This is a genomic window from Sporosarcina sp. FSL K6-1540, assembly GCF_038620285.1.
Classification (GTDB): Bacteria; Bacillota; Bacilli; order Bacillales_A; family Planococcaceae; genus Sporosarcina; species Sporosarcina psychrophila.
This window is the reverse complement of record NZ_CP152018.1, coordinates 3,923,735-3,937,174: the sequence shown is the minus strand read 5'-3', so window position 1 is coordinate 3,937,174 and position 13,440 is coordinate 3,923,735. Positions and strand designations below refer to the sequence as shown.

Sequence of the window (13,440 nt, the reverse complement as noted above, 5' to 3'; positions counted from 1 at the left end):
TACCGCGGAAACATGTGTTTTCGTCCTTATTTAGTAGGGACGAGAGCGCATTTTTTTATTGTCCAGATTTCAGCGCCTAGGTGCGTACGTTTTTATTAATGGAATGAAAGGGGTAATTTGAATGAAAACGATTGTATTTATAGGTGCCGGTTCTATGGCAGAAGCTGTTATTGCAGGAATTGTGGAACAAGGTGCAGTGGTACCTCATAATGTTTTTGTTATGAATAGATCTGATGATAAAAGGCTACTTTCATTACACAATAAATATGGTGTATCCATTGTCTGCAAGGAAAAAGAGGCGCTGAAAAATGCAGATCTCGTCGTTCTTGCGACGAAACCAAAAGATATCCATCAGGCGATGGCGGATGCACTTCCTTATTTGGACGATAAAACAGCGGTTTTGTCGGTTATTGCAGGCGTTTCAATTCAGACAATCGAAAATGGTCTTGGTGCAAGACCTATCGCACGCTCCATGCCAAATACCTCCGCTACAATCGGAAAATCTGCCAGTGGTATCGCGTGGAATCATGCGATTAGCGAGGAGTTGAAAAAACATATCCTCGGTCTCTTAGAGTCAATCGGAATGGTGAAAGAAGTAGAAGAAGATGACTTACATGCCGTCACTGCTCTTTCCGGTAGCGGCCCTGCATATGTCTATTATTTAGCAGAAGCACTTGAGGAAGCAGCGATCGGTAAAGGTCTTTCAAAAGACATTGCGCGCGCGCTTATCATCCAAACGCTTGAAGGCGCAGCGGCAATGTTGAAAGAAACAGGTACAGAGCCCGCGGAATTACGGAAAAACGTGACGAGCCCAGGCGGTACAACGGAAGCCGGATTGAATGCGTTGGAGAACGGGAAGTTCAAAGAAACGATTGCGCAATGTATTGGGAAAGCGGAGGCGCGTTCTCGTGAGCTAGGGGCGCAGTCTTAAAGCTATTCATTTTGCACTAAATAGTGGAACGCAAAACTCGAATAATAGGTCACTTTTATAAAACGTGTCTACTATTCGAGCTATCGTTCAAGTTTTAGAAGCTTGCCTTTTATCTTATCGAACTAGTTTACATATAACTAAATTTCCCCACTTTCAATATGACTAAAACGACTCGACGTCAAATCTTTCCTTCGATAGACACTTAATACGACCCCAATTAAAAAGGCATTCAATAGAATTGGCATTAATCCATAACTGATGAATGGCAATGACATAGAGGTCATCGGAAATTATCCGAATGACATTCCAATATTGCTAACAAACTGGATTGTATGCAGGTGCCCTACCGTCTTATTAAGAGGTAGGGCAACATTTTTTTGATTAACGTATTGAATTAAACCATTAGGAAATTAAATCCTGTATTCTATTCAAAGAGTTCATGAGGATAAGTAACGGAAACAGTGTAGCGAAAAAAATATGACTTCCCCAGACTGCAATCCAAAACTTCTCTCCCTTACGCAATTTTAAAATAAGAATGAGAATCGAAATGCTACTTGCAGTAAATAGAAACCAACAAAAATCTTTCTGCCGCTTTATTCCATAGTTCAATTCTTCAATTTTCCACAAATTATTTTCAGAAAATGATAAGGTAATGATATCCTTTTCTAGCCCAATTATATTAAATTTTTTTACGATTACACTGTCTTTTTGCTGTGAAACAATATCATAACCATTTGGTAAAAATGAAAGCTTGTAGACAGCAAGATATGACAGAGAGCCCACTATGATAATGAATAGAGTGAAGCCTAAAAGCGTTCTGATTTTATATTTTACTGAGGAATTCATTATTTTCATGCCTACCTTTATGCTTGGTCATTATTAACAAAGTGAAATAATCAACTATACCAAGCTATCGCTTTTCTATCAATCTCCAATGCTAGTTGTTCTTTTCCTTTAATGTATGATTCAATATCATAGGGAAAACGTTGAGACAGCTTCTCTTTTAAATCCCCATAATTTTGAGCAACATCTGGGTGTGCCCGTAAGTAATCCCGAAATGCAAGATGACGTTCAATTTCAGAATTCCCCCATTCATAAATATGAACATGATGAGTTCGATTATCTCCCCCTTTTTGGAAGTATCGACGTTCGGGTATACCATTTTCCTCCTTTGGATCATAGCCAATGGCAACCATTGCCTTGTGAAATTCATCAATTCGATTAATGTCCCTCACTACCGGCATTATATCTATAATGGGCTTTGCCAGCAGTCCAATTACAGAAGTGCTGCCGATATGGTGTATCTCGGTAATTTCAGAACCGAAAATCTCATGCAATTTATGGGACTCTTCTTCAAAGTTTGAAACCCATTGTTCATCATAAGGTTTAACTTCAACTATTCTCATTTAAATCTCACTTTCCGTCGTTCAATAAATCATTTTTTTTTATAGCTTTATTAAACGATGATGTTTATTCTGATGAACAGTATAAGAATTATAATAACAGGGGCTCATCTGTTCATTTATAAAATTATAGTCCCCGTTAACGAAAGCTAGTTCTTTCTTTCTCCTAAAAAGTATTAGAATAATAGCCGCATAAATCACATCTTCATTGCGAAAAATAAGAATTAGTAAAAAATATCATGATAATTAATCCTAACCCTGCTACTAGTAAATAGACTCCACTAACAGTGAAAAAAGATATCTCTAAAAGTTTACTAACCCTTTTTTTATTGATTTTCAAGCCTGCCATCCCCCTATTTAATCAAACAACGTCTCTTTATCAGGGTCCCTTGAAAACTCAAAAAGTGTTTTTATTTGTGATTCTATCACTCTATCTTCAGAAAGATCTGGTATATTGTTTTCAGAGAAAAACTGAATACCACTCGTTTCGATTCCGGTAGCTGGAATACCTCCAACAATTTCACACTGAATAAAAACTTTATAATAATGATACGGTTGCGGAGGATGCGGATGTTTATTTTTATCGAACAAAGCAAGCAGTTTCGTAGGAACTACATCATAGCCAGATTCTTCTTTTATTTCCTTTATAATATTTTCAGACGGCGACAACCCTATATCGCAAAAACCACCAGGTAAAGACCATCTATTATCCATATTTTCTTTTACCATTAATATCGTATTATCTTTAAAAACTACTCCACGAACATCGACTTTAGGGGTTTGATAACCTGTTTCATTCATAAATAAATCCTTGATTTTTTGCATTTCTACCCCTGTGTGTTCTTCCATGATTTCTGCACTAATCATGCGTAATTCTTCATAACGCTCGAGATCATACATGTCTTTTGAAAAGGTTAATCCTGATTGAGATATTGCTTGTATTCTCTTCGCCCATTCCAACCATTTAGTACTCATTAGTGACACCAATTTTCATAGAATCAATGAATTCTGTTACACTTTTAAAGATAGCATCAGGTTCAATCGTAAATTCCATTGAATGATAATCAGGTAACCATTGGACGCCTACAGTATGTACATTCGCTTGAACGCCAGCATCTATGTCTGCATCACTATCTCCGATAAATAGTGCCTCACTGCTTTCGACACCTAAAAGAGATAAAGCTTTTAATAACCCTTCTGGATCAGGTTTTGGTTTGTTCACATCATCCCCTGTTATGATGACTTCAAACAGCCCCTCCATCTGTAAAGCTTTCAAAGATATATCTAAACTTCTTTTTGCCTTTCCAGTAAAGATCCCAATTTTGAGTCCTACTTCTTTTAAGTGCTTTACCAGATCAACAATTTCCTTATGTGGTGTAACTAATTGGTTATGGCGTTCAGAGTACTTTGCATAGTACAACTCAATAGCTTCGTCTTTATTACTATTGGATAGGTTCTCTCGAATAATCCCAGTTTCTGACGGGCCAAACATTGCCTTTATTTCTTCAATAGAAAGATTTTTATTATCAAACTCCTGGAAGACACACTGAAAAGCATAATAACAAATTGGTAAGGTATTCGCTAATGTCCCATCAAAATCAAAAATAATCGCTTTGATAATCAACACGTCCTTCAATTCGATTTTCACTCCATCATTCGCCCTGTTTAGCGGAGACAAAATACGTACCACCTATAATATCGTAGATTCCTCTTTTATCTTCACGAAATATAAGGCTGGACTACCAATCCAGATTAGTCACTCTGTCCCCCATACTAATTCCTCCTCGTAAAGTCAAACTCTTATTTACTATTGTACCCTAATTGAATGAATTGTTGGAATTAATACAGTGAAACGAACTCTTTAAATGAAAAAAGACTTACCGATCAAATTAAATTGATCAGCAACTCTTTTATCCAACAATGATAGTACCACTTACCTCATTCTACCCCGCTCTCCAAAATCGAAAAAGTCCCCTTATCGCAATTGATCTTTGCCATCACACCGTAGGGCAAAACAATTTTTGGTTCTGTGTGGCCGAAATTCAAATTATAGAGAATCGGTAAATCCTCTAAGCCATACTCTTTCATGACCTGAAGAATAACTTCTTTATAGGATTCATAATATTTTTCGTCCTGTGGTTTCCCAAAAATGATGCCATTTGCCATTTGAAGAATACCTTGTGCAGCATAATTACGCAACCAGTATTTTATAAAACTAGGTTCGGGCTTTTCCTCCGATGTTTCGAAGAACAGAATGCTGTCCTTCCAATGCTTCTGTTCGGGCCAAATCTCTGTACCCTTCGCGAATTCTAGTACTTCGATACACCCACCAATCAATCTTCCTTGTACAACTCCCGACCCTTGAAGCAGTTCATATCCATGATTTGGTAGCATTTTCCGGCGTCTATTCTTATTCCTTTCATGCCATTCCAAACGCTCACTCGTCCATTTTAGAGCGGGTTTAATTTTACCGATAACATCATCAGAAAAAAGTATCCGCTTCAACATATCAATTGTATAGGAATCCATCTCAACGTTTTCAGCGAAATCAGTTAAAATCGCCGGACCATAAAAAGAAGATATACCTGCTTTATGGCAAAACAGATGAGTAATCGTCACATCAGAATAACCCATGAATATTTTCGGGTTTTTTCGTATTATGTTGAAATCAATATATGGTAGTAAACGAATACTTTCTTCCCCACCAATATTCGCAAAGATTCCTTTAATGCTCTTATCCTTAAATGCGGTCATTAGATCTTCTGCACGAGCCTGTGGATGTTCATAAAGGTACTCTGAACCTTTCAAACTATTCGGCATCGGGAGGACCTCAAGGCCAAAAATACTTTCTACTCTTTTAACCCCTTGGTCATAACGCCATCTAAGTTCTGAATCACCTGCCCCTCCCCAAGAAGGACTTACTGTTGCAATTTTATCTCCTGGTTGCAGTTTCTTTGGTTTTTTTAGCAAACTAATCCCCACTTTCCCCTGTTGTTATCAGTCTATGCAAAATATTGCTCATTATCAGCTTCAATCATTGAATAATCTTAAGGCCTATCGTAACTCATTACCCATATTATTACATCCTTTTTTTGCTTAGCTAGATAAGATTTTGCATCTTGGCAATCTGAACACATAGGTCTAGTGTACAATTTCAGTTACCTATTTTTACACTTAAATCCCCCTCTACACTAAAAAAAGCCATGCAGAATTTCCGCATGGCTTCATTCCTTTTACAATTTCACTTTTTGCAAGCGCAATGCATTCAATACAACGGACACCGAACTGAATGCCATCGCTGCCCCCGCAACCCAAGGGGCTAATAAACCAATTGCCGCAATAGGAATTCCGATTGTGTTGTAGAAGAATGCAAAGAATAGGTTTTGCTTAATATTGCGCATCGTTTTGCGACTCATAATAATCGCATCAGCTACACTATTAAGGTCTCCACGCATCAGTGTAATATCTGCTGCCTCTATCGCAATGTCTGTACCTGTTCCGACAGCCATTCCTATATTCGCCATCGCAAGTGCTGGCGCATCATTGATACCGTCCCCAACCATCGCAACTTTCTTACCTTGGTCTTGCAATTTTTTAATTTCATCACTTTTTTGTTCTGGTAACACTTCTGCAATGACATGAGATAGCCCAACTTGACGAGCTATTGCTTCCGCAGTTCGTTGGTTATCGCCTGTCAGCATGATTACTTCAAGACCCAATGCCTGCATTCTAGCAATGGCTTCTTTCGATGTTTCCTTCACTGTATCCGCGACTGCCACAATACCTGCAAGTTTATGATTCACAGCAATCAGCATCGCTGTTTTCCCTTCACTTTCAAACTTTTCCATAGCAGCATTCGAGTCTGAAATAGCGATTTTATAGTCGTTCATCAATTTTCTAGTACCGACTAATACTTCTTTACCACTAACATTTGCCCGGATACCATAGCCCGGTAATGCTTCAAAATCAGACACGTCAAGTAGTGATAACCCTTTTTCTTTGACGCCTAAAACAATGGCTTGTGCTAAAGGATGCTCGGACTGATTTTCAGCTGTTGCAACTAATTGCAGCACTTCATCTTCTGTAAAGCCTGCTGTCACTGTAATATCTGTTAACGCAGGTTGACCTTTTGTCACTGTACCTGTTTTATCCAACACGACAGTGTCAATTGAACGGGTATTTTCCAAATGTTCTCCGCCTTTAAAGAGTAAGCCCATTTCAGCTGCCCTACCTGACCCTGCCATAATCGATGTCGGCGTTGCCAAACCTAACGCACATGGACAAGCAATAACTAGAATCGAGATTGTTGGTATCAATGCCGAACGGAAATCGCCTGGTGTTACAATGAAAAACCAGATTAGGAACGTTGCAACTGCAATAACGACAACAACCGGTACAAAGATACCTGAAATTTTGTCTGCTAAACGTTGGATTTCAGCTTTCGAACCTTGTGCTTCTTCCACTACTTTTACAATTTGTGCCAATGCTGTATCTTTTCCAACTTTTGTTGCTGTGATTTGCAATGATCCATTCTTATTGATTGTCGCACCAATGACTTTATCACCTGCAACTTTATCAACTGGGATACTTTCACCTGTAATCATCGATTCATCGATGGCTGAACGTCCTTCAATAATTTCGCCATCCACCGGAATCCTTTCACCTGGCTTCACAAGAATTGTGTCTCCCACGATAACTTCTTCAATCGGCAGTTCCATTTCAACGCTACCTCTTAGGACTCTCGCTGTTTTAGCTTGTAAACCTAGCAACTTTTGAATCGCCTGACTCGTTTTACCTTTTGCACGAACTTCAAATAATTTACCAAGTACGATTAATGTAATGATGACAGCGGACGCTTCAAAATATAGCTCGGGACTTCCAACTTTGCCATTATTCATCCATTCAATCGATAAATAAAGGCTATAGAAGTATGCCGCACTCGTACCCAGAGCAACCAATACGTCCATGTTGGCACTTTTATTCCGTAGTGAATTAAAAGCACCTTTATAAAATTGAGCGCCAATGATAAATTGAACAGGCGTCGCAAATGCAAGCTGAAGCCACGGATTCATTAGAATATGGGGCATATAAATAAATGATAAAAACTCAAAATGCGCCACCATTGTCCATAGTAATGGAATCGTTAAAATCAGTGAAATAATGAACTTTTTCTCTTGCTTTTTGATTTCTTGTTCCTTGTGATCCATTTTGTCTTTGCTATCTTGTTTTGGAATTAATTCATAGCCCATTTTCTTAACGGCCGTAATCATCTCTGTTGTTTCAACTTGTTTACTATCATATTCGACTGCAATTGTTTCTAGCGCAAAGTTAACACTTGCGTTGGAAACACCATCCATCTTGCCAATACGTTTTTCGATTTTCGTCGCACATGCCGCACAAGTCATACCTGAAATGTCAAAAGCTACTTTTTCTTGAACGACGTTAAATCCAAGTTTTTCAACTCTCGCCTTAAACTCATTGACATTCGTTTTAGCTGGATCGTAGACGATTGTTGAACTTTCCAATGCAAAGTTAACGTTTGCTTTCTCAACACCCTCTATTTTTGAGAGCCCTTTTTCAATGCGATTCGCACATGCTGCACAAGTCATTCCAGTAATTTGTAACGTTTTTTCAGAAGTAGCCATTTGTCTCTCCTCCAATACTCGGTAGGGGTATATTTATTTCAAAAAGAAGGATCATACCAAAAAGTATAATCGTTTCTACTACTATATACCCCCACGTGGTGTAAGCTGACAGTCTATTCGTTAAACGAGTTCGTAGCCTTGCTCTTCAATCGTTTCCTTGATTTGCGCAAATGTAGTTGCATTGTCAAATTCTACTGATACTTCATTATTGCCAAGATCTACTTTGACTGTTGAAACACCCGTAAGTTCCCCAACGCTCGTTTCGATTGAATTAACACAATGATTACATGACATGCCTTCTACTTTTAACGTTTCTTTCAAATTAAAAACCTCCTGTTTTTGTTATTACCCTAAACTTACTATACCCCTGTTAGGTATGTCAAGCGAGGAGCATTTTTACTTCGTCATTGTTTTCATAACGTCCATCAATTCTTTAATAGCCGCATCACCATTCTGACCTTTAATGGCATTGACTACACAGTGATGTGTATGATCTTCTAACAAGGCTAAAGAAACCTTGTTCATGGCTGATTGAATCGCGCTAATCTGATGCAAAATATCGACACAATAGCGATCATTCTCGACCATTTGATGAACGCCTCTTACTTGTCCTTCTACACGTTTTAACCGGTTAAGAAGCTGTTGTTTATTTGGTTGGACTGTTGTTTTGGTTGATTCCTCCATGATTTTGCCTCCTTAAGCAGGTGCGCATACCCCGTACCCCTATATTAGCATTTTACTTGGTGTGGGTCAACGAGTTCGCTTTTTAGGTTATTTTCCTCAAAATAATGCACGAATTTGAAAAAAGATTCCCTTCTTTTGCCATGTTCACTATATTTTTCGGCTGCCTTAAATCGATCCGTCATCCCTGCAACTTTTCTTTCCACTACCTCAATGTACAGTTGCTGTGACGTCGTCAACTCCAGTTTATCGTCTTCCCCCATAATCATCCATTACTGCTAGTTGCTTGGAATTTAATATTGATCCAAATGCGATTCCACCATTCCCTGCTAGTTTAACCATTTTCTCTAAACTAAATCCTCCTTCATCTCTTTAGTTACACGATAGGTGTTGCATGTTGCAAATCAGACTTTTCAATTTGAATCGTTGTATGCATGATTTTAAACTGCTTCTCGATTTGTTGAATCGCTTGTTGAAGTATGCGCTGTTCATCTTGATTATCCTCTATTAGCAGGTGGCAAGTAAGTGAATCCAATCCGGATGTAATTGTCCATACATGAAAATCATGTACATTGATAACTCCTTCGATCGCTTCTAATGTCTGCTTGACCTCTTGCTGATCAATTGTAATCGGTGTCCCTTCCATTAGAATATGAATCGTCTGTTTAATAATCCCCCATGCACCTTTTAGGATTAACAACGCCACGACAACACTGATAATTGGGTCTGCAACATACCAGTCAAAGAAGTACATAACAATCCCGGCAATAATCGCTCCGACAGAACCAAGTGCATCGCCAAGGACATGCAGATAGGCACTGCGTAAATTTACATTATCCTTCACATCGCCTTTGCTAATTAAAAACCAAGCACTAAGTAGATTGGCCGCTAACCCAATGAACGCAATGATAATCATCGAACCACTCGCAACAGTCTGTGGCTCAAAGAAACGTCCATACGCATGATAAACAATCATTCCTGAGATGACAAACAACGTTACCCCGTTAAATAATGCCGCTAAAATCTCAAATCGATAATAACCGTATGTTTTTTTAGGTGAAGCCGCCCGCGCAGCAAACCAAATTGCCACTAAACTTAGCGCCAATGACCCCGCGTCACTCAACATATGCCCCGAATCGGCCAGTAAAGCCAAACTGTTCGTCAGCAAACCTCCAAAAAACTCTAACAGCATAATCCCGGCAGTAATTACAAATGCTATCGCAAGTCCTTTTTTATTTCCTTCTCTAGCGTGACTGTGATGATGACCGTGGTCGTGATCATGCATGATAAATCACTCCTTATCTTTTAGTCGTTCTCAAGTATAACTGTCGAGCTACTCATTTATGTTTGGCTATAATTATGTAGATTACCCATATACATAATGGGGGTATAATTTATTTAAAAAGAATGATTATACCTAAAGGCATAATCCCATAAACAACTTTCTACCCGTACATGACGTTTGAAACTGTTGATTTACTTATGTTGTAATTAGACGACGTTATAGCCTTCTTCAGTTCTTTGAGCATTATCAAACTCCACCACAACCTCATCACCACATACATCGACTTTGACAGAAGACACACCGATAAGTTTGCCAACACCACCCTCAATTGAATTGACACAACTAGTGCAAGACATCCCTTGTACTTGCATTAGACCCCTCATTTTGAACACCTCCTGTTTTATTAATGTTTTCAATTTACCATACCCCCATGCAGTATGTAAATCAAAGAATAAAAAGTCCATCCCTCATTATTTCGAAAAGGCTTACTATTAGTCTTCTAATACAATATCTTGTTTTTCAACCGTTATATAGAATAGCTCTAAAACTGTATTGGGGCGATGAAATCATACGGTTGTTTAAAATATGATAAGTCGACTATCTAGCAATCAAGGAACCTACATAATCAGCCGGTTTTCGGGCCGAAATTAACAATAATACATCTCGAATGGTAAAACCTAATTCATACGATGACTTCAAGTCATGAAATTGTCGGAACTCTTCCTCCATTTCGAATTTGCGAATGCTACACTGGATTAAATTGGTTTATCTGAGTAAATCAGATAAACAATATTAACAGTGAGTTGGAGGTTACTATTGGTATTGAAAATCAGACTTATGCATAAACATCAGTCATTCTACTCAGGTTGTAGTTTAAAGAGATCTTAAAAACATGTAAGAGGAGGCGTTCCATCTTGTCTACAAGTTCATTAATCAGTTTAAGCAGTACAGCACTTTATATATCCTTTTTTATCTACTTACTAGCAATTATTCCTTTTGGACTAGCAGTTAGGTCGAAAAGAAAGATATTTTCAATACTTGGAATAACACTGACTTGGGTAGGTTTCATTTTACAGATTGTTTATTTTATAACTAGATGGTCTGTTGCCGGACATGCACCAGTCAGCAACCTTTATGAATTCATGACTTTCTTTGGCATTATGCTCGTTGGAAGTTTCCTGATTATGTATTATTTATATCGCCAAAGTGTAATTGGACTCTTTGCTCTTCCGATAGCACTGCTAATTCTGGGCTATGCAAATGCATTTTCGAAAGATATAACGCCCCTTATTCCCGCTTTGCAAAGTAATTGGTTAACAATACACGTACTAACAGTAGCCTTTTCTAGTGCGGTATTGTCCATATCTTTTGTTACAGGTATTATCTACCTTTTAAAAATAGTTAATCCAACTGAAAAAAGCAAGAATACATTCTGTTTGGAGCTCGTCATGTATTTTATGGTAGTTGTATTGGGCTTCATTCTAATGACTAGCACATTTAATGCAGTCGGTTATACTAAAAATCTTCAATTCGAAAATCATAAATCTGAGGTGGACGTTTATAACTATAAATTACCAGCCATTACCGTTCCTAAAAACTCAGTAGTTGCCCAATCAGTGGATGCGAATTCTTATGAGACTGTCGATCAAAAAAACGGTATTATAGAGATTCCAAACTCGATTGATGCATTAAAATTGAATACAATAATATGGTCATTCCTTGTAGGGACTGTGCTCTACACAGTAATTCGTCTTTTCACGAAGCGAAAAATCATTTCTCTACTCAAACCACTTACTCATAAAGTAAATGCGAACTCTATGGATGAAATTACTTACCGAGCAGTCATCATTGGTTTTCCTTTGTTCACACTTGGTGGACTGATATTCGCTATGATTTGGGCCCAATTTGCTTGGAGCCGTTTCTGGGGGTGGGACCCGAAAGAAATTTGGGCTTTAATCACCTTCTTATTTTATGCCACAATGCTACATTTAAGGGTAGGGAAAGGATGGGAAGGAGAAAGAACTGCTTGGATGGCAGTCATTGGTTTTGGAATAATTATTTTCAATCAAGTCTTCGTGAACCTTGTAATTGCTGGGCTGCATTCATATGCTTAATAAAAAATATTGATAGATCGAGTTATGTTACTCACTAAACGCAAAAACGATTCCCCATTTCAACATGGTGGAATCGTTTTTTTTAACAGTTTGTTGAATTTAATTGTTAACTAAATTAAATCTCTAAATAGTAAATCAGACGATACAGGTTTCAATCCTATTTCTCTAGACCAAACAGATAATTGTCCAATATGATGAATTTCATGTGATAGTATATGTGTAATTATTTTATCAAACGAGAATGAATTAGTAGTACCATTTCTACTCTTTACTACCAAAGTTCTATCTTCAGATTCAGACGTATGTGATTTTATGAAGCTCTCTGTTGCTGGTTTGGTTAGATTAGAAAATGACTTAACATCATTAAGACTTGATATTCTATTTATATCTTTAATGATGACAGATGTACCTTGCATTTGATTAACCCATATTTGTTCGCAGTCAATTACATGAAATAGATTATGTATTATGCTCTGCATACCCCCCATACGTTTTTTAGTGAGTTCTTCGTATGGAATGGTTTCACACCACTTAAACCAGTCTTCTCTGATTTGCCAATTATACTGAAACATATTTATCAATTAAATCACTCCAAACTTTTTCAACGCGAACTCAATTCCGTCTTCACTTGACTTTTTAGTTACGAAATCTGCAATTGTTTTTATTTTTTCATTCCCATTCCCCATAGCTATACCAAGTCCTACTAATTCCAACATGTCTATGTCATTCTCTCCATCACCAAACGCAATAGCCTCTGATTTATCAATGTCGAAATACTTTAAAACTTTTATAATGGCTAATGATTTAGATACTTCTTCTTGTAGTACATTCAATACATAAGGATGCCATCTCTTAAATGTTAGATACGGAAAATTTTGAATATATTTCTCAACCATTTCGTCAGTTGCATACAAACACATTAAGTAAACCTCTTGATTATAAATCAGTTTATTTATTGTAGGATAGTTATTCAATGATAGAGTTTCCTTCAACGCTTTTACTATTTCAGTATCTTTTACACCATTCATGCTAAAATCTTCAGTGAAGAATGAAAGACCTTGATTCTCTGTGTAGGAAAATTCAACGACATCTTGAATCACATTTTTATCCATCGGCACTTTATGAATAACCTGGTGATTGTGTTTGACATACGCTCCATTCGCAGTGATGAACGTATCTATTCCTAGTGCTTTTATTTCTTCGCACATAGATAATGGTCTTCCTGTTGCCGCTACTACCCTTATTCCTTTGTTCACTAATGCTTTGACTGCTTCTTTAGTATTAATTGAAATACTCCCATCTTCATGGTGCGTAATTGTTCCATCAACATCGAAAAACACGATTTTGTAAGCCATAAAAATCCCCTTCAGTAGCAGTAAGT

Annotated in this window: 15 protein-coding genes and 1 pseudogene; 2 read left to right on the top strand and 14 right to left on the bottom strand. The window is 37.6% G+C overall.

Annotated elements, in window-relative coordinates; translation table 11 throughout:
* Positions 1-121: 121 nt before the first annotated feature.
* On the top strand, positions 122-931 hold the full coding sequence (gene proC, locus MKY15_RS18515; protein ID WP_338652367.1) for a pyrroline-5-carboxylate reductase: 810 nt from the start codon (positions 122-124) through the stop codon (positions 929-931).
* 137 nt (positions 932-1,068) lie between these two features.
* On the opposite strand, the pseudogene MKY15_RS18510 reads toward proC, so the two are convergent.
* The 12 genes and pseudogenes from MKY15_RS18510 to MKY15_RS18455 form a co-directional block, all read right to left on the bottom strand.
* Positions 1,069-1,260 (bottom strand): annotated as a pseudogene (locus MKY15_RS18510) (FtsW/RodA/SpoVE family cell cycle protein); the annotation flags it as partial.
* 73 nt (positions 1,261-1,333) lie between these two features.
* Positions 1,334-1,777, bottom strand: coding sequence for a hypothetical protein (locus tag MKY15_RS18505; protein WP_338652368.1), 444 nt, complete (start codon positions 1,775-1,777; stop codon positions 1,334-1,336).
* A gap of 50 nt (positions 1,778-1,827) precedes the next feature.
* On the bottom strand, positions 1,828-2,337 hold the full coding sequence (locus tag MKY15_RS18500; RefSeq protein ID WP_342538203.1) for a GrpB family protein: 510 nt from the start codon (positions 2,335-2,337) through the stop codon (positions 1,828-1,830).
* A gap of 354 nt (positions 2,338-2,691) precedes the next feature.
* Entirely contained in the window at positions 2,692-3,309 is a 618-nt protein-coding gene (locus MKY15_RS18495) for an NUDIX hydrolase (protein ID WP_338652370.1), read from the bottom strand.
* Complete coding sequence (locus tag MKY15_RS18490) at positions 3,299-3,955, bottom strand: HAD family hydrolase (protein ID WP_338656850.1); 657 nt, start codon at positions 3,953-3,955, stop codon at positions 3,299-3,301. The genes MKY15_RS18495 and MKY15_RS18490 overlap by 11 nt, the downstream gene beginning before the upstream one ends.
* 317 nt (positions 3,956-4,272) lie before the next feature.
* Positions 4,273-5,304: a S66 peptidase family protein gene (locus MKY15_RS18485; protein ID WP_338652371.1), complete on the bottom strand. Its 1,032-nt coding sequence runs from the start codon at positions 5,302-5,304 to the stop codon at positions 4,273-4,275.
* A gap of 263 nt (positions 5,305-5,567) precedes the next feature.
* Positions 5,568-7,979: a heavy metal translocating P-type ATPase gene (locus MKY15_RS18480; RefSeq protein WP_067209187.1), complete on the bottom strand. Its 2,412-nt coding sequence runs from the start codon at positions 7,977-7,979 to the stop codon at positions 5,568-5,570.
* A 120-nt stretch (positions 7,980-8,099) separates the two neighbouring features.
* The gene (copZ, locus tag MKY15_RS18475) at positions 8,100-8,300 is read right to left on the bottom strand and encodes a copper chaperone CopZ (protein ID WP_082786566.1); all 201 of its coding nucleotides are present in this window, start codon (positions 8,298-8,300) and stop codon (positions 8,100-8,102) included.
* A gap of 75 nt (positions 8,301-8,375) precedes the next feature.
* On the bottom strand, positions 8,376-8,663 hold the full coding sequence (locus MKY15_RS18470; protein ID WP_067209184.1) for a metal-sensitive transcriptional regulator: 288 nt from the start codon (positions 8,661-8,663) through the stop codon (positions 8,376-8,378).
* A 44-nt stretch (positions 8,664-8,707) separates the two neighbouring features.
* Entirely contained in the window at positions 8,708-8,923 is a 216-nt protein-coding gene (locus MKY15_RS18465; protein WP_338652372.1) for a hypothetical protein, read from the bottom strand.
* Between the two features lie 113 nt (positions 8,924-9,036).
* The gene (locus MKY15_RS18460) at positions 9,037-9,945 is read right to left on the bottom strand and encodes a cation diffusion facilitator family transporter (RefSeq protein WP_338652373.1); all 909 of its coding nucleotides are present in this window, start codon (positions 9,943-9,945) and stop codon (positions 9,037-9,039) included.
* Positions 9,946-10,151: 206 nt separating this feature from the next.
* Positions 10,152-10,328 (bottom strand): cation transporter, encoded by a 177-nt coding sequence (locus MKY15_RS18455; protein WP_338652374.1) that lies wholly within the window; start codon positions 10,326-10,328, stop codon positions 10,152-10,154.
* Positions 10,329-10,859: 531 nt separating this feature from the next.
* On the opposite strand from MKY15_RS18455, the gene ccsB reads away from it, so the two are divergent.
* The gene (gene ccsB / locus MKY15_RS18450) at positions 10,860-12,059 is read left to right on the top strand and encodes a c-type cytochrome biogenesis protein CcsB (RefSeq protein ID WP_342538200.1); all 1,200 of its coding nucleotides are present in this window, start codon (positions 10,860-10,862) and stop codon (positions 12,057-12,059) included.
* A gap of 110 nt (positions 12,060-12,169) precedes the next feature.
* Here the strand turns inward: ccsB and MKY15_RS18445 are convergent, their stop codons facing one another.
* Entirely contained in the window at positions 12,170-12,631 is a 462-nt protein-coding gene (locus MKY15_RS18445) for a DinB family protein (RefSeq protein ID WP_338656851.1), read from the bottom strand.
* Between the two features lie 9 nt (positions 12,632-12,640).
* Complete coding sequence (locus MKY15_RS18440) at positions 12,641-13,414, bottom strand: Cof-type HAD-IIB family hydrolase (RefSeq protein WP_338652381.1); 774 nt, start codon at positions 13,412-13,414, stop codon at positions 12,641-12,643.
* Between the last annotated feature and the right edge of the window lie 26 nt (positions 13,415-13,440).

What these genes read in the sequence shown, in the direction of transcription:
- proC (WP_338652367.1), top strand. Translation starts at nt 122, where the DNA reads ATGAAAACGATTGTATTTATAGGTGCCGGTTCTATGGCAGAAGCTGTT.
- MKY15_RS18505 (WP_338652368.1), bottom strand. Translation starts at nt 1,777, where the DNA reads ATGAATTCCTCAGTAAAATATAAAATCAGAACGCTTTTAGGCTTCACT.
- MKY15_RS18500 (WP_342538203.1), bottom strand. Translation starts at nt 2,337, where the DNA reads ATGAGAATAGTTGAAGTTAAACCTTATGATGAACAATGGGTTTCAAAC.
- MKY15_RS18495 (WP_338652370.1), bottom strand. Translation starts at nt 3,309, where the DNA reads ATGAGTACTAAATGGTTGGAATGGGCGAAGAGAATACAAGCAATATCT.
- MKY15_RS18480 (WP_067209187.1), bottom strand. Translation starts at nt 7,979, where the DNA reads ATGGCTACTTCTGAAAAAACGTTACAAATTACTGGAATGACTTGTGCA.
- MKY15_RS18470 (WP_067209184.1), bottom strand. Translation starts at nt 8,663, where the DNA reads ATGGAGGAATCAACCAAAACAACAGTCCAACCAAATAAACAACAGCTT.
- MKY15_RS18465 (WP_338652372.1), bottom strand. Translation starts at nt 8,923, where the DNA reads ATGGGGGAAGACGATAAACTGGAGTTGACGACGTCACAGCAACTGTAC.
- MKY15_RS18460 (WP_338652373.1), bottom strand. Translation starts at nt 9,945, where the DNA reads ATGCATGATCACGACCACGGTCATCATCACAGTCACGCTAGAGAAGGA.
- MKY15_RS18455 (WP_338652374.1), bottom strand. Translation starts at nt 10,328, where the DNA reads ATGAGGGGTCTAATGCAAGTACAAGGGATGTCTTGCACTAGTTGTGTC.
- MKY15_RS18445 (WP_338656851.1), bottom strand. Translation starts at nt 12,631, where the DNA reads ATGTTTCAGTATAATTGGCAAATCAGAGAAGACTGGTTTAAGTGGTGT.
- MKY15_RS18440 (WP_338652381.1), bottom strand. Translation starts at nt 13,414, where the DNA reads ATGGCTTACAAAATCGTGTTTTTCGATGTTGATGGAACAATTACGCAC.